Genomic DNA, 21,562 nt, shown 5'->3' with positions numbered 1-21,562 from the left:
CGGGCGACTTTATCGGGCTTTCCCCGGGCTTGCTCGGAGCGCCGATATCGGCCCTGCGTTGCCATGTGGTTCGCGGCGGATGACCTGCACCACCCGCATGCCCTGCTCGGGCATTCAGTCCGTCAGGCCGCGCGGCTCGCGGCCAGCCACGTGTCGAAGCCGGTCGCGCCGAGCCGTGCGCCGTCGTCGGGCGTGAGCGATCGGTCGTCCAGCACCACGCCGAAGTACGGTGCCTGCGCGTCCGCCGCCACCGTGCGCGGATCGCCGATCGCGCTCAGATAGCGTTGCACCAGTGCGGCCAGGCCGACGCGTTCGGGCCCGGCGATCTCGACCGTGCCATTGACCGGCTCGCCGAGTGCGAAGTCGGCCATCGCACGGGCGACATCGTCCGCGGCGATCGGCTGCACCATCGCGGACGACAGTCGCACGGCGTGGCCGTCCGTGCCCGATCCGGCAATCGCACCGAGGAACTCGAAGAACTGCGTGGCATGGACGATGGTGTACGGAATGCCCGCGGCCTCGATCAACGTCTCCTGTGCCTGCTTGGCGCGGAAATAGCCGCTGCCCTGCAGGCGCGCGGTGCCGACCACCGACAGCGCGACGTGATGCTTGACGCCTGCCACGGCTTCGGCGGAGAGCAGGTTGCGGCCCGAGGTCTCGAAGAAGTCGAGCACGGCCTTGTCCTCGAAGGACGGCGAATTGGCCACGTCGACCACGACCTTCGCGCCTGCGAGCGCACCGGCGAGGCCTTCGCCGGTGAGTGCGTTGACACCCGTGTTGGGCGATGCCGCGACCGCTTCGTGCCCGCGCTGGATGAGCTGCTTCACGAGCCGGCTGCCGATCAGGCCGGTGCCACCGATGACGACGATTTTCATGGGATCTCTTTCGGGGGCCTGCGCCCGCTGCTGTGTGGATCGCTGAATCGTAGGCGTGGAACAATCTGGCGAAAATGACAAAGACCCCTGAAATACTGCCGGTGCGCCGCCGGGCCCGCCGCGTGCTGTTCGTGGCTTATCCGGACGTCGGCCTGCTCGACCTGACCGGCGCGCAAACCGTGTTCTGGGCCGCAACCAAGGCGATGGAAGCGCGCGGGCTGAAGGGTTACGAGCGGCTCACCGCCAGCCTCGATGGCGGCCTGATGCGCAGCGCCGAGAACCTCGAAGTGCAGACCTCGCCGCTCGCCGGCATCCGGCCGTCGTCGGTCGACACGCTGATCGTTCCCGGGTCGCCGCACATCGCGTCGGTGCTCGAGCGTTCGGGGCCGTTGGTCGACTGGCTGAAGCGCGCGTCGCGTGCGGCCACGCGCACCGCCTCGGTCTGCAGCGGCGCCTTCTTGCTGGCGGCGGCCGGCCTGCTGAACGACAAGCGCGCGGCCACGCACTGGGCGATGTGCGACATGCTGAGCCAGCGCTTTCCGCAGGTGCGCATCGACCGCGACGCCATCTTCGTGCGTGAGGGCACGGTGTGGACATCGGCCGGCGTCAGTGCCGGCATCGACCTCGCGCTGGCGCTGGTCGAAGAGGACTGCGGGCACGACGTCGCGATGGAGGTCGCGCGCGAGCTCGTCGTGTTCCTGAAGCGCCCGGGCGGCCAATCGCAGTTCAGCAAGTTGCTGCAGGCGCAGGCCGACAACACGGCCGCGTTCGACGAGCTGAACCTCTGGATTGCGGGCAACCTCGAGCAAGGCGACCTCACGGTCGAGACGCTGGCCGAGCGTGCGCGCATGAGCCCGCGCAACTTCGCCCGCGTCTACAAACAGAAGACGGGCCGCACGCCGGCCAAGGCGGTCGAGGTGTTTCGGCTGGAGGCGGCGCGCCGCCTGCTGGAAGACTCGGCGCGCAACATCGACCAGATCGCCGGCTTGTGCGGATTCGGCGACGAAGAGCGCATGCGCGTGACCTTCCAGCGTCACCTCGGCGTGGCGCCGCGCGAGTACCGCAGGCGCTTCGCACGCCGGGCTCCGGCGGCAGCGGCAGCAGGGCCGTGAACGGCGCTGCAATCGCGGCCCGAGGTCGCAACATGGTCCAGTCATCGCGCCATTTCTTGGGTCTACCGGTCAAGGCCTGCGCTGCATAAAGTTCTCTCATCGCGATCGATTCCGATGGCGACGATGAAGAAGGAAACGCAATGACCATCGAAGAACGGGTGCCGCCGCTGGCTGCCGGCACCGCGCTGCGCCATGCCGAGACGGAGGCCGAAGTGCGCGCCTGCTGGCCGGTGATGCGGCAGCTGCGTCCGCGCCTGAAGGACGCCGACGAGCTCGTCGCCCGCGTCGCGCGCATGCGCCCCGGCGGCTATCGACTGCTGGCCGCGTGGCAGGACGATGCTGCGGTGGCGCTGGGCGGCTACCGGTTGCAGGACAACCTGATCCACGACCGCTTTCTCTACGTCGACGACCTCGTCACGCTCGACTCGGCGCGCGGCCGGCAGTGGGGCGCCCGGTTGATCGAGGCGATGACGCACATCGCCGAAGAAGCCGGCTGCGATGCTTTTGTGCTCGACACCGCGCTGTCGAATGCGCTCGCGCAACGCTTCTATTTCAGGCAGGGGCTGCTGGCCGGCGCCATGCGCTTCGCCCGGCCGATTGCGCGGGGCGTGGCCGCATGAACATCCTGCACATCCTCTGCAGTCCGCGCGCCGATGGCTCGCACAGCACGCGCTTCGCCAATGCCATCGTCGAGCGGCTGCGTGCGCGCGACCCCCATGCCGACGTCGTGCTGCGCGATCTTTCGGCGGCCCAGTTGCCGCACGTCGATGGCGACTATGCCCATGCACTGGCAGGCGGACGGCCGAGCGTGACGGGCGCCAGCGTGCGCTCGGAGCACCTCATCGCCGAACTGGAACGCGCCGATGCAGTCGTCATCGGCACGCCGATGCACAACTACACCGTGCCGTCGTCGCTGAAGGCGTGGATCGACCATGTGCTGCGCATCCAGCGCACCTTCGTGCCCACGCCCGAAGGCAAGCGCGGGTTGCTGAGCGACCGGCCGGTGTACATCGCTGTCGCCTCCGGCGGCATCTACCTGGGCACGGAGGCACGCCAGCCCGACTTCCTCACGCCCTATCTGCAGGCCGTGTTCCGGACCATCGGCCTGAATACGCTGCATTTCTTTCCGCTGCAGGGCGTGGTGCGCGGCGAATTCGCTGCAGCTGCGGCCTGGCAGCACGCCACTGCGCTGCTCGATGCGCAACTGCCGGCGCCTGCGGCGTCGCCAGTGCTGCGACACGGCGTCGCCGCCTGAGAGGCGCCATGCCGGCGATGGACGCCGGCGCGATCCCGATCACTTCAAACACCGTTCAACCACTTTTCATCAGGAGCTTTCATGTCCCAACGTCTCGACTTCACCAAGGCCGCACCCAACGCCGGCAAGGGCCTGTACGCCGCCAGCGCCTACCTGTCGCAATGCAGCGTGCCGCTCGCGCTGATCGACCTCGTCTACCTGCGCGTGTCGCAGATCAACGGCTGCGCCTACTGCATCGACAAGCATTCGCGCGACCTGCTCGCGCAGGGCCTGTCGGTCGACAAGCTGGTGCTCGTGCCGGTCTGGCGCGAAGCCGCCGCGCTGTTCGATGCGCGCGAGTCCGCCGCGCTGGCCTGGGCCGAAAGCGTGGCGCAGGTGGCGCAGACGGGCGTGCCTGATGCCGAGTTCGCCGCCGTATCCGCGGTTTTCAACGAACGCGAAGTGGTCGACCTGACGATGGCGATCAGCGTGATGAGCGCCTTCAACCGGCTCGGTGTGAGCATGCGGCTCACGCCCGCGGCCGTGGCGGCCGTGGCCTCGGCCGCAGGCTGACCGCCGGGCGCCAGCTGCGGCGACCGGTCATCGATCGACCAGCGCCATCAGCCTCGCGCAGTGGGCGGCGGCCTCGTCCTCGCGCACGTTGGTCACGCTCAGCAGCAGCCCGCTGTGCATCGCTTGCGGCGCGGCATACCAGGGCGACAGCGGCACCGGCGCAAGACCGTGAAGACGTGCTTCGCGTGCGATGGCGACGTCGTCGCTGCCCGCCGGCAGTCGCAGCAGCACGGCCAGGCCGGTCGCGCGGTGCTCGATCGACATCGCGCGCAGGCTGTCGACCAGCGCGTCGCGGCGCTGCGCGTACAACCGCTTCATGCGGCGCAGATGGCGCAGCTGATGGCCGTCGTGCAGGAACTCGGCCACCGCGTGCTGCAGCAGCGGCGCGGGCGCGGAGCCGAGCAGCGCAGTGGTCTCGTCGAAGCGCGCCACCTGATCTTCCGGCACCACCAGGAAGCCGAGCCGCAGCGTCGGACTGATCGTCTTGCTGAAGGTGCCGACGTGCAGCACACGGCCGGCCGTGTCGCGTGCGGCGAGCGACGGTGCGGCACGGCCCTGCAGCTGAAGCTCGCCGAGGTAGTCGTCTTCCACCACCCAGGCGCCTGCCGCCGCGGCCCAGTCGAGCAGCGCACGCCGCCTTGCGGGCGACAGTGCCACGCCCAACGGCGCCTGCTGGCCGGGCGTGACCATGGCCATCGCTGCATGCGGCGCGGTCGCGATGCCGGCAGCGACGTCGAGCCCTTCGACATCCACCGGTACCGGCACCGACGCGATGCCCAGCGCGGCCAGCACACGGCGCGTCGGCAGGTAGCCGGGGTCCTCGGCCCAGGCGGTGCCTGCGATGCCGAGCGTGTGCGCGGCCAGGGCGATGGCTGCGGCATGTCCGCCGGTCACGAAGATCTGCGCGGGGTTGCAGGCCATGCCGCGCGCCACCGCGAGATAGGCCGCGATCTCGGTGCGCAGCGCGGGCTCGCCGCGTGGATCCGGATAACGCGGTACCGCGCTGGCGGCGGTGCGCGCGGCCCGCAAGAGGATGCGCGACCACACCTTGGCCGGGAACGCGTCCTGCGCGGGTATGCCCATCTGGAACACGCCACCCGTGTGCGGATAGTCGGCGATCGGGTCGCGCACCGCCGTGATGGCCGCTGCATCGCTGCGCGGCTGCAGCGGCGCATGGCGCGCCACGTGGGTACCGGCCGCACCGGATGACACGACGAGCTGCGCGTCGATCAGCGACTCATAGGCCGCGCGCACCGTGCCACGCGCAACGCCGAGTTGCGACGCGAGGTCACGCCAAGACGGCAGCCGCGCGCCCGGCGCGAGGCGCCCGTCGACGATGGCGGCGCGCAGGCCTGCGCTGATCTGCTCGGTCATCGGCTCGCGCGCCTGGCGGTCGACGCCGAGCTGGAGGGGCAAAGCGTCCTGCGTCATCGATCGCGCGCTGTCGAGTGCAATCGGTTGTCGTCAGGCCGCACCGCGAAAGCAGGACAGCCCCCACGGCGTGAGCTTGACCGGCAGGTGGTAGTGCTGCGACAGGTCGGCAATGCCGAAGCGGAAGGTCTGCACCTCCATGAAGGCCGGCTGCGGCAGCGCGGTGCCGCGGGCGCGGTAGTAGTCGGCGACATGCAGGCGAAGCTCGTACACGCCGATGTCGAACAGCCGCTCGCGCCCCTCGATGCCATCCACCACGCCGTTGCGCCCGACCGTGCCGGCGACGACGTCCGTCCAGTTGCCGGCGTCTTTCGCGTCATCGAGGCGCGCGATCTCGACGCGCATGCCGGTGGCGACGACACCGTTGGCGACGTCGACGATGTGGATGGAGACGGCTTGCATGGGTGGGTTTCGGTGTTGCGGTGGAGCGAGGATAGCGAGGGCACCGTCAAGCTGCAGCCCGCGCCCGCCATTCCCGCCGATGGTGCGCCGGCGACTGTCCCATCACGTGCGCACCAGATTTCGACTGCCATCGACTCTCGCAGCGACAGCCGTGTCCTCGATTTCGCCTCAGTCACCACGTCATCCGTGGTGCTGCCTGGCTTTCAATGCGGCGAGCGTTCACCACTTCACGCGCATACCCAGCGACCCGCCGATCGCGCTGCGAACCTTCTCGCTGCCGCCCGATGACCAGAGCTTGCCCACTTCGCCGTAGACGGTCGTGCGCGGGCTCAGGGCCAGCGTGAAGCCGCCGGCGAGTTCGGTGCTCGTGCCGCCGACGGGTGCCGTGATGTCGGTCATCGCTGCAGGGGTGACGAAGCGCGCGACGTCCGTACCGTTCGACGACTCGTAGACATTCACGCGGCCATAGGGCTGCAGCATGCCGAGGCTGGTGTCGATCTGGCCCTTGATGCGCACGCCTGCACGTGCGATCCAGCCGCCGTCGGCCTCGGGCTGCACGATGGCGCCGGTGATCTGCGTCGTGTCGAGGTCGATGTGCTGATGGATCAACTGCAGTTGCGGCTCGACGATCCAGCCACTGTTGCCTATGGGCAAGGCCTGACCTACTTCGATGGAAGCCAGCAAGCTGTTGCCCTTGGTCTCGCTGCTATAACTCAGCAGCGGCGTCACGTTCGTGCGATGGCGGCCCGCCTGTACCACGGCATCGGCATAGAAGCCGGTGTCGTTCGTGTAAGTGCCGTAGGCGCCCAGGTATTGGTTGCGCAGGTCATTGTGGCCTACGCGCAGATTCTGAATGCCGCTCGCAAAGCCGTTGACCTTCGCATCGCCGTCGAGCTGGCCGACGTAGATGCCCGCGCGCCAGTTCGTGTTCGCAAACAGGTCGGTGCCGGCCTGGAAGCCCGAGACATTGCCCTTGCTGGTCGGCGAGACGGTGCCGCCTTGCTGCGTATCGAGGTCGGTCGTGATGAGGCGGCCCCATGCGCGGCGGTCCGAGCCGGTCGCGGTGGGCGTCGCGCCCTTCACATCGTCATCACCGACGCGCAGGCGCAGGTTGCCGAGCATCGAGAGGTTGCTCTGGCGCAGTTGGCTCGGCAACGCGGCGAACATGGCTGCTTCGAGACGATAAGCCGGCACGGAAGTGCCGGCCGCCGGTGCTGCGTCGGTGCGCAGATACCAGTTCTGGCCCGCACCGCTCGCATCAGCGGCATAGAGGCGGTACTCGAACGCGCCTGCGGTCACGCTGCCGCCTGCGAGCGAGAAGGCGTCCTTGGTCGTCTGCGCCGTCGTCGTCGCGCCGTTCTGCGCGGTCACGACCTCGATGCCGTTGTCCGTGGTGCGTGCACCCAGGCCGCCGAGGTTCGTGATCTGAACACGGGTCTTGCCACTGGCCGCGCCGCCGTCGATGACGAGGCGGTCCGATGGGCCCGTGGCGCTCAAGATCGTGCCAAGCTTGAGCACGCCGTCGTTGCCGACGTAGTTGCCATTGACCGTCAGCGTCGTGCCGGGCATGGCGCCGAACAGCGAGACGGTGCCGCTATTCGACAGCGATGCCACGGTCTGGTTGAAGCCAGCGAGGTCCAGCGTCGCACCCGATGCGACCGCGTGCGCCGAAGCAGCGCTGAAAGTGTTCGGGGCGCTCGCCTTCAACGTGCCCTGCGCCACGTTGGTCGCGCCGGTGTAGGTGTTCGCGCCCGAAAGCGTCAACGTGCCCGTGCCATGCTTCGTGATGAAGCCTCCGCCTGTGATCGCACCGCTCAACGTTTCGGAGAACGTGCCTGTGTCGATGATGGGATCGTTCGAACCCGTGAGCTGGATCGCGTTGGCCACCGTGAGCCCATCCGCGCTGAAGCCCAGCGCCGTGCCGTCATCCATCGCCAAGGCACCCGTGCCCAGCGCCGCGTTGTTCCCAAGGTTCAGTTGCCCCTGCTTGAGCGAAGTCCCACCCGTGTAGGTGTTTGCGCCCGACAGCGTCAGCGTGCCTGTGCCTTCCTTGATGATCGAGCCGCCCGCGTCCGAAATCACGCCCGAGATTTCCGTGCTGGTGTTGAGCTCACCGACCGTGAGCGCCTTCGTCCCAAGCAGCACGCGCCCCGCGCCTTCGAGCGAACCGATGCTGACGCCGACCGCTGTGAGGCTGCGAATGCTTACGACGCCACCGGCCTTGTTGACGACGGTGGCCTTATTGGCGCTCGCCGTGTCGTAGATGTCGAGCGCTCCGCCTGTTTCGTTCGTGATCGTGGCCTGGGCTGCAGAGCTGCTGCCCATCAGGTTGGTCGCGCCGCCGAAGTTGGTGATCTTTGCTTGTCCGCCCGTGGCGTTGTTCCAGAAGGTGATCTGGCCGCCATGGTTTTCGATGGTGGCATCGGCTGCCGTCGACGTATCCGCGAAGCGGAGGTTCGCGTTCGCCTGCGTAACGAGCGTTGCGCTGCCGGCTGAGCTGTTGTCGCTGAACTGCGTGAAGCCGCCATTGATAGCGCCGTTGCCCGCGGCCATGGCAATGTTCAACGCGCCTGCGTCGGCTCCACCGCTGAAGTACAACGAGGCGTTGCCCGCGATATTCACGGGGCCGGTTCCCAGTGCACCCGACACATTCGCCTTGATGGTGCCCGCGTCGATCCTCGTGCCGCCTTGATAGGTGTTGGCCGAACTCAATGTCAGTTCGCCGCCACCGGTCTTGCGCAGCAGGCCGCTGCCGCCCATCACGCCTGAGTAAGTGCCGTTGACCGTCTGCTCGAAAGTGACGTTCGCGTTGTTGACGATGCTGCCCTGCAGGCTGGTCGAATTGCCCTGCAGTACGCCCGAGCTCACGACGGTGCCGCCGCTGTAGGTGTTGGCCCCGTTGAGCACCAGCATACCCAGGTCGTCCTTGACGATGCCGCCGGTGCCGGTGATGGCCGAGTCGATGGTGGCCGTCATGGCCGCGCCGCCTGCCGTACCGTCGCCCACGCGGATCGCGGTGCCGACCGTGTCGATGTGCAGCGCATCGCCCGTCACGCGGTAGCCATCGACCATGAACTGCGCGCCGCCGATGCGGACGGTGCCGCCGGTGTCGTCCACGGCGACGGTGCCGGCCGCACCTCCGAACACCGCGTACTGGTTTTGCACCCAGGCTGCGTTGATGTGGCCGTCGGAGTCTGTCCACGCGTCGCCGGGCACGCCCACGCGCCAGCTGCCCGAGCCGCCTGTGACGTTGTTGTTGTTGTTGTACTGCGCGCCGTTGCTGCCGTCCCAGAAGTTCAAACTGACACCGGCACGGTTGATCAGGTTGATCTGCTGCGCCACAGAAGTCTGCACCTGCAGGTCCGAAGCCGCCGCGGGCGTGCTGCCGATGGCCAAGCCGTTGTCGGTCAGGCCGCCGGTGTAGCTGATGAGGCGGTAGACGCCGGCGCCGAAGCTGCCGCCCGCCGATTCGGTCACGTTGAGCGTGCCGCCCAGCGTGAGGTCGCCGTTGACCACCACAAGGTCGTTGAACGCGCCGCCGGGCACGCCCGCCTGGCCGAGTTCATAGGCAAGCGTCGAGCCAGTGGCCAGCGTGAGCGCGCCGGTGGTCAGCGTGCCGGGGCTGTTGCCCGCTGCCAGCGTGCCGCCCGCGTTGATGCTGACCGCACCGTAGACAGTGCCCGCGCCTCCGAGCGTTCCGCCACTGTTCACGGCCACCGCGCCGGTGCCCGTGGCACTGCCCGAAGTGTTGTTGACCTTGAGCGTGCCGGCGTTGATCGACGTGCCGCCTGTGTAAGTATTGGCGCCCGTGAGGTTCAGCGTGCCGCTGCCGGCCTGCATCAGATCCCCGGAGCCGCTGATGGCGTTGGCGACCGTCATCAAGTCGCTGCGGTTGAAGACCAGCGCGGCGTTGTCGACCACGGCGCCAGTGCCCAGCGTACCAGTGGTACCGCCATCCCCCACCTGCAGCGTGCCCGCATTGATCGTGGTGATGCCTGAGTAGGTATTCGGGCCTGTCAGACTGAGAGAGCCAGCGCCTCCTTTGACAAGGCTGCCACTGCCAGTGATCGTGCCCGCATAACCGGTGTTACTTGCTTGATTGACGACGAGGCTTTGCGCGTCGAGTTGCACAGCGCCACCGGTACCTGAAAGACTGGACGCGGTGAGATCCCAACTGCCGAGATCGAGCGAGCCGCCGTTGACGGTGTAAGCGCTGCTTTGGACAAACGCGCCGGAACTGCCCGCTCGCAGCGTGCCGGCGCCGACGATGGTGCCGCCGGTGTACGTGTTTGTTCCTGTCAGCACCGTGGTGCCGCTGCCGGCCTGCGTCAGATTCCCGGAGCCGCTGATGGCGTTGGCAACAGTCATGAAGTCGCTTCGGTTGAAGGCCAGTGCGGCGTTGTCGACCACTACGCCGGCGCCCAGCGTACCGGCGGTGCCGCCATTGCCCACTTGCAATGTGCCGGCGCTGATGGTCGTAGCGCCGCTGTAGGTGTTGGTGCCGATGAGGGTGAGCATGCCAGTACCGCTCTTGATCAGGCTGCCGCTGCCAGAGATGCTCCCGGCGTAGCTGGTGTCGCTGTTCTGGTCGACGCCGAGGGTCTGGGCATTGAGGGCGATGGTTCCGCCCGCGCCCGAAAGGCTGGAAGCCGTGAGGCTCCAGTTGCCCAGGTCCAATGAGCCGCCGTTGACGGTATAGGCGGAATTTTGCGTAAAGGCGTCGGCACTGCCTGCCACCAAGGCTCCTGCGTTGACGGTGGTGCCTCCGGTGTAATTATTGGTGCCCGTCAACACTGTGGTGCCGCTGCCGGCTTGCGTCACGGAGCCTGTGCCGCTGATGGCATTGGCGACCGTCACCAAATCGCTTCGGTCGAAGGCCAGGATCGCATCGTCGATCACGGCGCCCGTGCCCAAGGTACCGCTGGCACCTCCATTGCCCACCTGCACCGTACCCGCCGTGATGGTGGTGCCACCGGTATATGTGTTCGCGCCACTGAGAATGAGCGTATCAGTGGTTGCGCCTCTCTTTGTCAGCCCGCCCGTACCGATGAGCATGCCGCTGAAGTTCCCCGCGTTGATCTCGTAGGGCTTACCTGAACTGTCCACCGTGCCCGAACCTTGCAGATTTCTGATCGTCAATGCGGGGGCGTTCGAAGCGTCGCGCAGGGTGGCACCTGCGTCGACGGTCGTGGAATTGACAAACCCGAGAACCACCGCGAAGTTGTTGTTCAGGCCGACAAGTGTTCCTCCCGCCACCACGAACGCTCCGCGGGCGATCGTGCCACCGTTGAGGAGCAGCGACACGGTACCGGTGTCGGTCGTGCTTCCGTAGGTGAGGGTGGTGTTGCCATGGATATAGACCGGGCCAGACAACAGGAGGGATTTGCCGGCGGCAGCTGCGAACGTGTTCGTCGTGTTGGCGGCCATGTCGAACGAAGAAGAGAACGTGGTGTCGCCAGCGGCCCGAATGGTGCCACCGTTCATGTAGAGAGTGGCCGCTGTGATGGTGTCAGCGGCGCTATTGCCGCCAACGATCAACGTCGCGCCAGCGCTCAGTGTGCCCAGATCGCTCGTGCCACTGATGCTGCTGTTGGTGACGGTAACGGTGTCCCCCGAGCCAGCGTTGGCAATGCAGCTTGCCAGCGTTGCGTCGCTCGGCGCGGAACATCCGGCAGCGAAGACGGTGGGTGCTTGCAGGGAGAGCAAGCATGCGATAACCAGCTGCGACGGCAGAACAAGGGCAAAAGCCTGCGATCCGGATGAGCATCGACCGCCCATGGAGCCCCTTCCACGCCCTGAACGGGTATTTACCAGGCCGATGGAGGCCGCGACATCCGCACCGGTGTCCCGCGTGTGGCTCAACGCAACGCAAAGCGCAGGCCCGGGTTTGCCATTGCCCTTGTGACGCCCGCGCGCCAGTTCGGGCGCTGCAATCCAGCTGGCCAGTGCAGCATTCCAAACAGTACGGTGAGTTTTGTTCATGAGCTTGGCGACTTGAAGGGAAAGCGCAGGCGAAGCCTGCGGCGGCATCATCAATCGGATGGTGATTCGATGCTAAATGTAACGAAGTAGAAAAAAATGAAACTTTTAATCTATTTTGGACACGTTGGTGTAAGCATCTATGAATGTGCTATTCGCGGGCGCTGGACGCGCGCGGCGTACTCCACGACGCGTGCGGGGGCGTTTCGGTGTGGAGCGTCAAGAGCTTGTTTCTTGACGAGTCGATTCTGGACATGGGCGCGATGCCGCTGCTGCGCACTCGCGCAACGCGGACCGGAAGAAGCTCTCTGGCTTGCCATGGGTCTGCGTGCGGCACGGTCGTGTGAGGCTGTGCTCGATGCCCAGCTCAGCGCAGGTTGCCTTGAACTCAAGCGCTCGCAACGCCGGAGCGTTGTCCGTCAGCAGGCGCTCCACTCTGATGCCTAAGCCAGCGTAATAGGCCACCGCATTGCGCAGGAACAGGACAGTCGGCACCACCGACCCAGTCGCGCCGGTGGCTACGTGGGCCTGGGCCCGGAAACCACGCGCGTGCTGGCTGCGGCAGATGCCCGCGTCGTCGTGCCGGCGCGCACGCCGGACGAGGCCGCGCCGCTGGTGCGCGACGCACGCAGCTTCGAGTCGCAGTGCGCGGCCAACCACCTGGGCCATTTCCAACTCACGCAGCGCCTCTGGCCCGCACTGCTGCAAGCGGGCGCAAGCCCGACCGGGCATTCCGCGCGCGTGGTGTCGGTGTCGTCACGTGGCCATCGCATCGCGCCTGTCGACTTCGACGATCCGCACTTCCTGCGCCGCCCATACGACCGCTGGCAGGCCTACGGTCAGTCGAAAACCGCCAACGCGCTGTTCGCCGTGGCGCTGGACGCGCGCGGCGCGCCGCACAACGCGCGGGCGTTCTCGGTGCATCCGGGCAGCATCCTCACGGACCTGGCGCGGCACCTGTCGGACGAGGATCTGCGTGCGATGGGCGTGGCGCCGGGCAGTGCGCCGGACGGGCTGGCGGCGGGAGACGGCGGAGGCGGGGATTACAAGACCATCGCGCAAGGAGCGGCGACCAGTGTGTGGTGCGCGGCGAACCTTCAGTTGGAAGGGCGCGGTGGGGTGTATTGCGAGGATGTGGATGTGGCGCCGCTGGTGGGGGTGGATGTGGTGCGGGGGGGCGCGTGGGGTCAGGGCTTGGGCGGCGGATGGGGAGGCGGCTGAGCGGCTTTGGAGGTTGAGCACAAGGAACGACTAAAGCAGAGCGCTTTGCGCTCCTCTACATTGCTAAATTTTTATTCTTATGTCCATCTCAATCAGGTGGCGATATTGCTGTTGACTTCAATGTCATGCTTATACTTTAAACATTGAAGAGAGCATATGGCTTGATTGCGCCTTATTGACTAATTCTTGCGAAGAAACTGATAATCGAAGTGATTTTTATGCAAGAGATTGAGGGTCAAGGCCCGTTAAGGGTAGAACCCCCGATGGGATGCAGCAATAAACTGCTTCGCCTGAAGATATTCCTCAAAGCATAATTGCAAGTGATCAATTTCCGCGTCAATGGCATTAAGACGCTCTAATAGTTCCGGTGAGCGATAGCGCATTCCGACGGAAATTGCGCTTTCTCTGCCATGTGAAACAGAGTTTCTTTTCTCAACTAATTCGTTTACATATCCAATATAGCGCTTATTTGGAACAACATCTCTATCGATGCCAAGGCACTCAAATAGTTGCTCTAATGTAGGCACCCAAATGTTCTGGAGATATGTGTATAGAACCGCATCATTTAATTGGCAGGTGGATGCGGATTCTTGTGTTTTGAAGAGGGTAACGCGTTTTTTCCATTTGCCGTCTGGTCCAATGTCCTTGATGGCGGTTAACTGGTGATCCAATGCTAGGCTGTATAGCGCCCGTTCCAAATGTATGACGCTAACCCCGGCGGCACTAATGTGAGTGATTGTTCCGCTAACAAGTTGATTGACGGATTTCTCAAAATACGCATAAAGCTGAACGAAGAATAAGCCGCGAAGCAAGATCGCTCGATCGGGATCGGGTTGTAGGGGGTCGGTGCCCTCCATTGCTCTGATAAGTTGATGAAGTAGTCTGACCTCCGATAAGCGGTCTGCCAACGAAGAGCGCTCGACTCTAAGCATTAAAATGCGTCCCTAACTAAATTGATACGCCCAACTACCATTCGGCGGTTATTTGTACCTGCACTCGTCAGTGACTTCAACTCGCCATCATTTAATAATGCCTTTAGTTTTGCGGCCGTTGGCTTTTTGCCTGCTTCTAATGCCTTGGCCGTGCCAACAGTTATGGCTTCAAATAGGTTTACCGGTGTAATTGCTCGGTTTCCTCTAATAATGCCAGTTGGCAGGTGTTTGTGCAGTAAATCAAATGTACTTCCAAATAATTTCACAGATGTGGAGTTTAATTGGCGTTTGGCGCCGTCTTTCATGAAATTATTCAGGAAATCTTTTACGCTATGGTCAAATTTTTCGTATCGCTCAAGAAAGGCGAAGAAGCGTAAAGCAAATTCCTCTGCAGATCCATTTTTCATATCCACCGGCTTTAGTCGAATGGTTGATGAAAATGCGGCGCCATTTGTTAGTAGCTTCAGTTGCTCATTCATCGGGCCACGGAAAATACAGTTTCTGATTTCCTGGTTGGTAAGAGAAACGCCGCCTGTATTTAGTCGTTCGAACAGATCGAAACGCACACTTAAGTCGCTTTTGTCATTCAGAACTGTTACTCGAACTGGCCTTGTCTCAAACATTAATTGAATTGATTTTGGGAGGGCGGAGAATTTTGTTGTGTTTAGGGTGGGGATTTTTTCCAATCCGTCGATTTGAAGTGGGGCGGCTCTATCTATTAATTGGAGTAAACTCTCGCTCCCCATATAGTGGGCAATCGATCCGAGTCGCTGGACGCCATCCACACACTCCCAAGTGGAATCCTCGTTCGTTGCCATAAATATATTCGGTATGGGAATTCCTAAAAACACGGACTCAATCAAGAGTGACTCCCTTTTTTCATCCCACACGAATTGCCTTTGATATTCTGGTGGAACGTGAATGGCTCCCGCTTCTCTCATATCCATTAGCTGTCGAACTGTGATGTCGTAGTTGTCAAAAGAAACAAGACGTCGTTCCTTTTGTAGTTCTGACTGTAATTGAGGAATGTTGAGCGTAGACATAATTATTTATATAAATTGATTTATTATTTTTTTATTGAAATACGCGAGTCTTTGAGAGTGGTTGTTCTGTTTATAAGAATTTTCGACAGTTCACTCTTTGGGTCGATAGCGAAATACCCGTGTCTTTCGAGTTGAAATGAGTGATTGGAGCGGTTGACCGCTAGTGAGGGTTCCACAAGAGCCTTTTTGGGGACCAGGCTTTCATTGTTAAGCTCAATTGCTAATTCGGCGGTTCCGGGTTTCTCTGCAGCAAACAGCCGCTCATACAACCGCACCTCAGCCTCCACCGCATCCGCGACGGCCACCCAGGTGATGTTCCCCTTCACCTTCACCGCGTCCGCCCCCGGCGTGCCGCTCTTCGTGTCCGCGACCAGCTTCGCCTGCACTTCCAGCAGCTTGCCGTCCGCGTCGCGCGTGGCGCCGGTGCATTCGATGGTGTGGCCGTACTTCAGGCGCACCTTGTTGCCGGGGAACAGCCGGAAGAAGCCCTTGGGCTGCACGTCCTCGTAGTCGGTGCGCTCGACCCACACTTCACGCCCGATCTTGAAGTGGCGCAATCCCATGTCCGGGTGATGCGGATGCACGGGCGCCGTGCAGGCGTCCAGCACGTCGTCGCCGCCCATCAGTTCGCCCCAGTTGGTGATCACCAGCTTCACCGGGTCCAGCACGGCCATGGCGCGCGGGGCGATCGGGTCGAGCGTGTCGCGCAGCGCGGCTTCCAGGCTGGCGTAGTCGATCCAGCCGCCGGACTTGGTCACGCCGCTGCGTTCGCAGAACAGCTTCAGCGCCTCGGGCGTATAGCCGCGGCGGCGCAGGCCGGCCAGCGTGGGCATGCGGGGGTCGTCCCAGCCGTCGACGTGGCCTTCTTCCACCAGTTGGCGCAGCTTGCGCTTGCTGGTGATCACGTGCGTGACGTTGAGCCGCGCGAATTCATATTGCCGCGGCGGCGGCGCGCTCAGCAGGCCGCCGATGGTGCGGCCATCGGGCAGCGTGGCGGTCTCGGCCAGTCTTTCCAGCAGCCAGTCGTAGAACGGGCGCTGGTCTTCGAACTCCAGCGTGCAGATGCTGTGGGTGATCTGCTCCAGCGCGTCCTCGATCGGGTGCGCAAAGGTGTACATCGGGTAGATGCACCAGGTGTCGCCGGTGTTGTGGTGCGTGGCGCGGCGGATGCGGTAGAGCGCCGGGTCGCGCATGTTGATGTTCGGGCTCGCCATGTCGATCTTGGCGCGCAGGATCGCGGCGCCGTCGTCGAGTTGGCCGTCGCGCATCTCGCGGAAGCGCGCGAGGTTCTCGGCCGGCGTGCGGCTGCGGAAGGGGCTGTCGGTGCCGGGCGTGTTGAAGTCGCCGCGGTTCACGCGCATCTCGTCGGGCGTCTGCTCGTCGACGTAGGCCAGGCCGGCTTCGATCAGGTATTCCGCCGCGCGGTACATGAAGTCGAAGTAGTTGCTTGCGTAATAGATGTGGTCTTCCGGTGTACCGGGCCGGGCGGGGTTGTCGGCCAGCAGGCTGTCGTAGCCCAGCCACTTCACGGCGTCGCGGATGGCGTCGACGTATTCCTGTTCTTCCTTCTCGGGGTTGGTGTCGTCGAAGCGCAGGTGGCACACGCCGCCGTATTCCTTCGCCATCTCGAAGTTCAGCCAGATGCTCTTGGCGTGGCCGATGTGCAGGTAGCCGTTGGGCTCGGGCGGGAAGCGCATGCGGACCTTGGCCGGGTCGGGTGCGCCCTGCGCGTGGTGCTGCGCGTCGCCGGGGGAGCCGCCCCACTGCCGCTGGGAATAGGTGCCGTTTTCGAGGTCGTTTTCGATCACGTGGCGCAGGAAATTGCTCGGCGCCACGGCGGTTTTCGCGCCGTTCTTGTCAACAGGAGAGGTCATTTCTTCATTCTAGGCGGGGGCTTTGGGCGTTACTTTCGTTCACGAACTTCACGTGGCTGCGTGAACCTCAATGACAACTGACGCGTTCAATACGCACATCGGGCAACCCCGCCCGGTTTTCTGGGAGTCCAAATATGACTATGTCTCGTTCTTCTCTCCTCAAGGTGGCGGCTGCCGGCGCCGTTGCGGCAGCGGCCCTGCTGGGCACGGCGTCCGCCAGCGCCAACGGCGTGAGCTGGTCGGTGGGCGTCAACGTCCCCGGCGTGGCGATCGGCGTGGCTGCACCCCAGCCCTATTACGCCCCGGCGCCGACCTACTACGCACCTGCGCCGCGCTACTACCAGCCCGCACCGGTCTACTATCAGCCGCCTCCGCCGCCGGTGTACTACCGTCCGGCACCGGTGTACTACGCACCGCCGCCACCCGTGTACTACGGCCCGGGCCACGGCTACTACCGCCACGACCATCGCCGCGACTGGCGCTGACCCCCAGGCCGGCAGGCGCGCCGCACGGCGGCGCGGCCTGATCGGCTGACGAACGAAGCCGGCTTTCTGTCACGAAGCCGGCTTTTTTCGTGCCTTTTCGTAACGGCGGCGGCGGGCGCCGGGGCCCCTACATCGCGCGAAACAGGTGCGCGTAGAGCCGGCTGACCGGAATCCGCTCGCTCCGGCCGCGCAGCGTCAGGTGCTGCTTGCCGGCCTCGTCGCGGTGCACCGACTCGATGTCGTCGCTGCGCACGACGATCGCCCGATGCACCTGCCAGAAACGGTTGGCATCGAGCTGCGGAATCAGCTGCTTGAGCGGCGTGCGGATCAGGTATTCGTGGCCGGCCGTGAGCACCCGCACGTACTTGTCGGCCGCCTCGAAGTACACGACCTCGTCGACCGGCACCATGCGCACGGTGGCGCCGGACGACCCGGACTCGCTGGCCGCGATGAACTTCAGCGGGCCGTTCTGGCCGTTGGGCGCGGTGGGCGGCGGCAGCTCGCCGGCGGCGGCGAGCAACTGGCGCCACTGAGCCAGCGTGGCCGCGATCGCATCGCCGGCCGGCGATGCACCCCGCTCGCCCAGCGGCGCGACCGCTTGCGTCGCCGTGGCGGGCGGCGACGATGCGGGCCCCGGCGCGGCGGCGCCGCCATCGTGCTGCGCCAGCGTCTGCTGCAGCCGCGCCACGGTGCGCCGAAGCCGCTCGCCCTGCACGGGTTTCAGCACGTAGTCGAGCGCCTGGGCGTCGAAGGCACGCGCCGCGTATTCGTCATAAGCCGTCACGAAGACCAGTTGCGGCAGCGGCGCCTCGTCGGTCGGCCACTGGTCGGCGATCTCCGCCGCGGCGGCCAGGCCGTCCATGCCCGGCATGCGGATGTCGAGAAACAGCACCTGCGGCAGATGCTGGATGGCCTGGCGCACCGCGCTCAGGCCGTCGCCGACCGTGGCCACGATCTGCAGCGCAGGCCACACCGTGGCCAGTTCGGCGCGCAACGCCTGGGCGAGCAGCGGTTCGTCTTCGGCGATCAGGGCGGTGGTGGTCGTGGTCATCGTGGATTTCGTCAGGCCGGTATCGGAAACAGCAGGTCGGCGCGCGTGCCACCCGCTGGCGACAGGCGCTGCAGCCGCAGCGAGGCGCGATCGCCGTGCACGCCGGCCAGGCGCTCGCGGATCTGCGCCACGCCGAAGCCCGTGCCCTCATGCGCCGGCGGGTGGTCGGACAGGCCGACGCCGGTGTCGGTCACTTCGATGTGCAGCTGCGTGCCCTCGCGCCGCGCCCGCACGGTGATCTCGCCGCCTTCCACCTGCGGCTCCAGTCCGTGGCGGATGCTGTTTTCCACCAGCGGCTGCAGCAGCAGCGGCGGCACCGGCACATCGCGCAGGTCGTCGGGCAGGTCGAGCGCGTAGCGCAGCCGCGGGCCCATGCGCACCGACATCAGTTGCAGATAGTCGCCGAGCCGCTCGAATTCGGCCGACAGCGGATGCGCGAGCGCGCGCGATCCGGTGAGCGTCACGCGCAGGTAGCGGTTCAGGTGGTCGAGCATCTCGACGGCGCGCGGCGGGTCGAGCGTGATCAGCACGCGCAGGTTGGCCAGCGTGTTGAAGAGCATGTGCGGCTCGAGCTGGGTTTCGAGCAGCTTGAGCTTGGCCTCGGTCGCGTCGCGCTCGGCCGCGCTGATCTGCGCGGCCAGCGCGGCCGCCTTGCCGCGCGCGTGGAAGTAGAAGCTGGCGCCGGCGCCGGCAACGATGGTGATGAACAGGCTCAGCCTGTCGTCGCGCGCGGAGTTGACGACGCCGTCGGCCAGGAACAGGTCGGCGAAACGACTGCCGAACAGAAAGCCGCAGCCGATGCCGACGGCGGTCAGCACCAGGCCGCGCCAGCCCTTCGGCCAGCCGTGGCCGCCCGAGCTGTCGCCGTGGCAGTTCTTTGCGTCGACCAGGTAGCGCCCGAATTCGATGATCAGCCAGGTGATGGTGCCGACCGAGAGCGAATAGCCCAGTTGCACCAGGTAGGTCCGACGCGGCCAGATCAGCGTGGTGAGCACGGCGATCACCGAGCAGAACGCGACCACCTGCAGGTAGTGGCGCGCGACGTCGGTCCAGCGGATCTTCATGAAGCGAGCGTGCCGGGCGCCGGTTCGGCAAAGCCTGGCTCGGCCGCCGAGGGCGCGGCGCGGGGCGCGTTCAACTGCGCCCGTGCCCGCAGTTCCTCCGTCGTGTCGCCAGGCCCCTCGGCGCGCCAGCCGGGCGGCCTGAACAGGTAGCCCGCGACCTCGCGCAGCGACCGCGCGGTGCGCAGGTCGCGCCACAGCGCGCGCCAGTGCGTGAACTCGATCTCCAGCAGGTTGTGGCCGACGATCGGCGTGACCAGCCCGTAGCGGCAGGGCAGGTCCTCGCGTTCAGGGATGTAGGTGCCGAACAGGCGGTCGAACACGATCAGCACGCCGCCGTAGTTGCCGTCGAGATACTCGAGGTTCGAGGCGTGGTGCACCCGGTGCGCCGACGGCGTGTTGAGCACCCATTCGAGCGGGCCGAGCTTCGGGATCCAGGTGGCGTGCACCCAGAACTGGTAGAGCAGGTTCAGCGTGAGCATCAGCAGGATCACCTTCGGCGGCATGCCGAACAGCGGTGCGAGCGTGAAGAACAGCAGCGTGCCGGTGAGCTTGCCGGTCCAGCCGAAGCGGTAGGCGGCCGACAGGTTCAGCTGGTTCGGCGAATGGTGGATGGCATGCGTGCACCAGAACCAGCGCACCCGGTGTGCGGCCCGGTGGTACCAGTAATAGCAGAACTCCTGGGCGACGAAGCAGGCCACCCAGCCCGACCAGTGGTCCATCGGCAGCGTCCAGAGCCGGTGCTGGTAGACCCAGTCCATGGCGCCGGTGAAGAAGGCCAGCGGCAGCAGGAAGCGCAGCGGGTATTCGCGCACCAGGAAGTCGACTACCGAGATGCCCGCGGCCTTCCAGTCGTAGCCGCGCCAGCCCTTCAGGTACGACAGCACGATGGCCTCGATCAAGGACGCCGCCAGCACGGTGACGACCGATATCTTGAGCAGCAGGATCAGGGTGTTCATGGCAGCAGATTCTGGATGAAGAAGCGCGTGATGGCGCCATTGGCGAGAGGCACGGCCGCCCGGTCGAAGCCCGGCGGGTCGTCCAGCAGCCGGGCGGCGCGGGCCGGCAGTCCGGTGGGTTGCGGCGACAGGATCGAGCCGTGGCCGCCGCCCGGCATGTCGGCCAGCAGCGTGCAGCGCGTGCAGGCATCGCGGACCGCGTCGATGTGCCAGCGCGGCGCCAGCCAGGCGTCTCGGCCGGCGCGCACCAGGCCCACCGGAATCCCCGGTTGCGCCAGCGACGCCATGTCGATGGGCGCTGCCATCGGCACGGCCGCGACGGCGGCGCGGATGCGCGGCTCGTTCCATTCCCGGGGGGCCGTGTCGCCGGCCAGCTTGCGCTGGATCACCCAGCGCGCCGCGCCGAGCTTGACCGGGTCGAGCAGGCCGCCATCGAGTTCGGTGCTCAGCCCGACGCAGGTCGGGAAGTCCTCGGCCAGATGGGCGTCGCAATGCTGCGCCAGCCTGGCGGGCGACCAGCGCGCGCCGGCCAGCGTCAGCGCGGTGAGTCCGCCGGCCGACATGCCGTAGACGCCGACATGCTGGAAATCGAGCAGGGGCGCGAAGCGGGCGTCGGCCGCCATGGCGTCGATGGCCTGCGACACCTCCTGCGGCCGGTGCTTCCAGGTGATGGGGCCGACGTCGCTCATGTCGTGCCAGTTGTCGCCGACGTGTTCGGGCATGGCGACGGTGAAGCCCGCGTCGACCAGCGTCTGCGCCAGGTCGGTCTGCGTCCACGGCGCGCCGCCCGAGCCGTGCGACATCACGATCAGCCGGCCGTTGCCGCGCAGCGGCGCCGCGTCCTGCGCGGCGTCCACCGTGAAGGGGCCGCGCTTCAGCGGTGTCGCTGGCGCGGCTGTCGGATAGAACACGGTCACGGGGCCGGTTCCCGGCGGCGCTGCCAGCACGGTCAGGCCGGTGGCTGCGGTGGCGGTTTGCGTCAGCAGGGCCGCCGCCACCGTCGCCGCCACCGCGGCGAGGACGCGTCGCACGGTCACCACCGGTCCGCCTTGTGGCCGGCCAGCTTGGCGCGCTCGCGCTGCACCAGGCGTTCCATCACACCGCTGCCGGGCGCGAACACCCAGACCGACAGTCCGTGCATCAGCAGGCCGAAGCCCCAGCCGAACAGCGGGAACAGCGCCCAGTGGCGGCCGGTTGCGAAAGACAGGGTGATCAGCCCGAGGTTGACCACGAGGTAGATGGTCGCGTGGAGCAGCCAGCCGATCTTGGCCTTGGCGCGGCGGCGGGCGAGCAGGTCGAGTTGCAGGTCGGTGGCGGGCACGGATGTCTC

At 65.6% G+C, this 21,562-nt stretch carries 18 protein-coding genes and 1 pseudogene; 6 read left to right on the top strand and 13 right to left on the bottom strand.

Annotated features, from left to right (window positions below):
- Positions 1-122: 122 nt before the first annotated feature.
- A complete protein-coding gene (locus AC07PZ_RS09315) occupies positions 123-875 on the bottom strand; it encodes an SDR family oxidoreductase (protein WP_495294770.1) in 753 nt (250 codons plus the stop codon).
- 74 nt (positions 876-949) lie between these two features.
- Here AC07PZ_RS09315 and AC07PZ_RS09310 point away from each other — a divergent pair, with 74 nt between their 5' ends.
- The 4 genes from AC07PZ_RS09310 to AC07PZ_RS09295 all read left to right on the top strand — a co-directional run bounded on the left by AC07PZ_RS09310 (position 950) and on the right by AC07PZ_RS09295 (position 3,794).
- Positions 950-1,987, top strand: coding sequence for a GlxA family transcriptional regulator (locus AC07PZ_RS09310; RefSeq protein WP_495294769.1), 1,038 nt, complete (start codon positions 950-952; stop codon positions 1,985-1,987).
- Positions 1,988-2,127: 140 nt separating this feature from the next.
- Positions 2,128-2,607, top strand: coding sequence for a GNAT family N-acetyltransferase (locus tag AC07PZ_RS09305; RefSeq protein ID WP_495294768.1), 480 nt, complete (start codon positions 2,128-2,130; stop codon positions 2,605-2,607).
- A complete protein-coding gene (locus AC07PZ_RS09300) occupies positions 2,604-3,242 on the top strand; it encodes an FMN-dependent NADH-azoreductase (protein ID WP_495294767.1) in 639 nt (212 codons plus the stop codon). The genes AC07PZ_RS09305 and AC07PZ_RS09300 overlap by 4 nt, the downstream gene beginning before the upstream one ends.
- A gap of 81 nt (positions 3,243-3,323) precedes the next feature.
- Positions 3,324-3,794: a carboxymuconolactone decarboxylase family protein gene (locus tag AC07PZ_RS09295; RefSeq protein WP_495294766.1), complete on the top strand. Its 471-nt coding sequence runs from the start codon at positions 3,324-3,326 to the stop codon at positions 3,792-3,794.
- Positions 3,795-3,821: 27 nt separating this feature from the next.
- Here the strand turns inward: AC07PZ_RS09295 and pdxR are convergent, their stop codons facing one another.
- From pdxR to AC07PZ_RS09275, 4 genes and pseudogenes are all read right to left on the bottom strand, one after another.
- Complete coding sequence (gene pdxR, locus AC07PZ_RS09290) at positions 3,822-5,225, bottom strand: MocR-like pyridoxine biosynthesis transcription factor PdxR (protein ID WP_495294765.1); 1,404 nt, start codon at positions 5,223-5,225, stop codon at positions 3,822-3,824.
- Positions 5,226-5,258: 33 nt separating this feature from the next.
- On the bottom strand, positions 5,259-5,627 hold the full coding sequence (locus AC07PZ_RS09285) for a hydroxyisourate hydrolase (protein WP_495294764.1): 369 nt from the start codon (positions 5,625-5,627) through the stop codon (positions 5,259-5,261).
- Between the two features lie 219 nt (positions 5,628-5,846).
- Positions 5,847-11,609 carry an autotransporter-associated beta strand repeat-containing protein gene (locus tag AC07PZ_RS09280; protein WP_495294763.1) on the bottom strand — a complete coding sequence of 1,921 codons (5,763 nt, stop codon included), beginning with the start codon at positions 11,607-11,609 and terminating at the stop codon, positions 5,847-5,849.
- Positions 11,610-11,757: 148 nt separating this feature from the next.
- Positions 11,758-12,092, bottom strand: a pseudogene (locus AC07PZ_RS09275) (IS481-like element IS481 family transposase); the annotation flags it as partial.
- A 63-nt stretch (positions 12,093-12,155) separates the two neighbouring features.
- On the opposite strand from AC07PZ_RS09275, the gene AC07PZ_RS09270 reads away from it, so the two are divergent.
- Positions 12,156-12,827 carry an SDR family NAD(P)-dependent oxidoreductase gene (locus tag AC07PZ_RS09270; protein WP_495294762.1) on the top strand — a complete coding sequence of 224 codons (672 nt, stop codon included), beginning with the start codon at positions 12,156-12,158 and terminating at the stop codon, positions 12,825-12,827.
- A gap of 245 nt (positions 12,828-13,072) precedes the next feature.
- Here AC07PZ_RS09270 and AC07PZ_RS09265 read toward each other — a convergent pair whose 3' ends face one another.
- From AC07PZ_RS09265 to AC07PZ_RS09255, 3 genes are read right to left on the bottom strand one after another with little or no spacing between them, the layout of a single operon-like run.
- Positions 13,073-13,759, bottom strand: a complete 687-nt coding sequence (locus AC07PZ_RS09265) for an MAE_28990/MAE_18760 family HEPN-like nuclease (protein ID WP_495294761.1) — start codon at positions 13,757-13,759, stop codon at positions 13,073-13,075.
- Positions 13,759-14,802, bottom strand: a complete 1,044-nt coding sequence (locus AC07PZ_RS09260; RefSeq protein WP_495294760.1) for a GmrSD restriction endonuclease domain-containing protein — start codon at positions 14,800-14,802, stop codon at positions 13,759-13,761. The genes AC07PZ_RS09265 and AC07PZ_RS09260 overlap by 1 nt, the downstream gene beginning before the upstream one ends.
- Positions 14,803-14,825: 23 nt before the next feature.
- Positions 14,826-16,676, bottom strand: a complete 1,851-nt coding sequence (locus AC07PZ_RS09255) for a glutamine--tRNA ligase/YqeY domain fusion protein (RefSeq protein ID WP_495294759.1) — start codon at positions 16,674-16,676, stop codon at positions 14,826-14,828.
- Between the two features lie 134 nt (positions 16,677-16,810).
- On the opposite strand from AC07PZ_RS09255, the gene AC07PZ_RS09250 reads away from it, so the two are divergent.
- Positions 16,811-17,161 carry a hypothetical protein gene (locus AC07PZ_RS09250; protein WP_495294758.1) on the top strand — a complete coding sequence of 117 codons (351 nt, stop codon included), beginning with the start codon at positions 16,811-16,813 and terminating at the stop codon, positions 17,159-17,161.
- Positions 17,162-17,288: 127 nt separating this feature from the next.
- Here the strand turns inward: AC07PZ_RS09250 and AC07PZ_RS09245 are convergent, their stop codons facing one another.
- From AC07PZ_RS09245 to AC07PZ_RS09225, 5 genes are read right to left on the bottom strand one after another with little or no spacing between them, the layout of a single operon-like run.
- Entirely contained in the window at positions 17,289-18,212 is a 924-nt protein-coding gene (locus tag AC07PZ_RS09245; RefSeq protein WP_495294757.1) for a LytR/AlgR family response regulator transcription factor, read from the bottom strand.
- Positions 18,213-18,223: 11 nt separating this feature from the next.
- Positions 18,224-19,276: a sensor histidine kinase gene (locus tag AC07PZ_RS09240; RefSeq protein ID WP_495294756.1), complete on the bottom strand. Its 1,053-nt coding sequence runs from the start codon at positions 19,274-19,276 to the stop codon at positions 18,224-18,226.
- Positions 19,273-20,232, bottom strand: coding sequence for a sterol desaturase family protein (locus tag AC07PZ_RS09235; protein WP_495294755.1), 960 nt, complete (start codon positions 20,230-20,232; stop codon positions 19,273-19,275). Before AC07PZ_RS09235 ends, AC07PZ_RS09240 begins: the two co-directional genes overlap by 4 nt.
- Positions 20,229-21,269, bottom strand: coding sequence for an alpha/beta hydrolase family protein (locus AC07PZ_RS09230; RefSeq protein WP_495294754.1), 1,041 nt, complete (start codon positions 21,267-21,269; stop codon positions 20,229-20,231). The genes AC07PZ_RS09235 and AC07PZ_RS09230 overlap by 4 nt, the downstream gene beginning before the upstream one ends.
- Positions 21,266-21,553 (bottom strand): 2TM domain-containing protein, encoded by a 288-nt coding sequence (locus AC07PZ_RS09225; RefSeq protein WP_495294753.1) that lies wholly within the window; start codon positions 21,551-21,553, stop codon positions 21,266-21,268. The genes AC07PZ_RS09230 and AC07PZ_RS09225 overlap by 4 nt, the downstream gene beginning before the upstream one ends.
- Between the last annotated feature and the right edge of the window lie 9 nt (positions 21,554-21,562).

The organism is Variovorax sp. GW821-FHT10B04 (genome assembly GCF_059415645.1).
This window is presented reverse-complemented; position numbering and strand designations above follow the sequence as displayed.

Coding starts and splice junctions, on each gene's coding strand:
- AC07PZ_RS09285 (WP_495294764.1), bottom strand. CDS start 5,627: ATGCAAGCCGTCTCCATCCACATCGTCGACGTCGCCAACGGTGTCGTC.
- AC07PZ_RS09310 (WP_495294769.1), top strand. CDS start 950: ATGACAAAGACCCCTGAAATACTGCCGGTGCGCCGCCGGGCCCGCCGC.
- AC07PZ_RS09235 (WP_495294755.1), bottom strand. CDS start 20,232: ATGAACACCCTGATCCTGCTGCTCAAGATATCGGTCGTCACCGTGCTG.
- AC07PZ_RS09255 (WP_495294759.1), bottom strand. CDS start 16,676: ATGACCTCTCCTGTTGACAAGAACGGCGCGAAAACCGCCGTGGCGCCG.
- AC07PZ_RS09280 (WP_495294763.1), bottom strand. CDS start 11,609: ATGAACAAAACTCACCGTACTGTTTGGAATGCTGCACTGGCCAGCTGG.
- AC07PZ_RS09250 (WP_495294758.1), top strand. CDS start 16,811: ATGACTATGTCTCGTTCTTCTCTCCTCAAGGTGGCGGCTGCCGGCGCC.
- AC07PZ_RS09240 (WP_495294756.1), bottom strand. CDS start 19,276: ATGAAGATCCGCTGGACCGACGTCGCGCGCCACTACCTGCAGGTGGTC.
- AC07PZ_RS09260 (WP_495294760.1), bottom strand. CDS start 14,802: ATGTCTACGCTCAACATTCCTCAATTACAGTCAGAACTACAAAAGGAA.
- AC07PZ_RS09295 (WP_495294766.1), top strand. CDS start 3,324: ATGTCCCAACGTCTCGACTTCACCAAGGCCGCACCCAACGCCGGCAAG.
- AC07PZ_RS09315 (WP_495294770.1), bottom strand. CDS start 875: ATGAAAATCGTCGTCATCGGTGGCACCGGCCTGATCGGCAGCCGGCTC.
- AC07PZ_RS09245 (WP_495294757.1), bottom strand. CDS start 18,212: ATGACCACGACCACCACCGCCCTGATCGCCGAAGACGAACCGCTGCTC.
- AC07PZ_RS09305 (WP_495294768.1), top strand. CDS start 2,128: ATGACCATCGAAGAACGGGTGCCGCCGCTGGCTGCCGGCACCGCGCTG.
- AC07PZ_RS09300 (WP_495294767.1), top strand. CDS start 2,604: ATGAACATCCTGCACATCCTCTGCAGTCCGCGCGCCGATGGCTCGCAC.
- pdxR (WP_495294765.1), bottom strand. CDS start 5,225: ATGACGCAGGACGCTTTGCCCCTCCAGCTCGGCGTCGACCGCCAGGCG.
- AC07PZ_RS09265 (WP_495294761.1), bottom strand. CDS start 13,759: ATGCTTAGAGTCGAGCGCTCTTCGTTGGCAGACCGCTTATCGGAGGTC.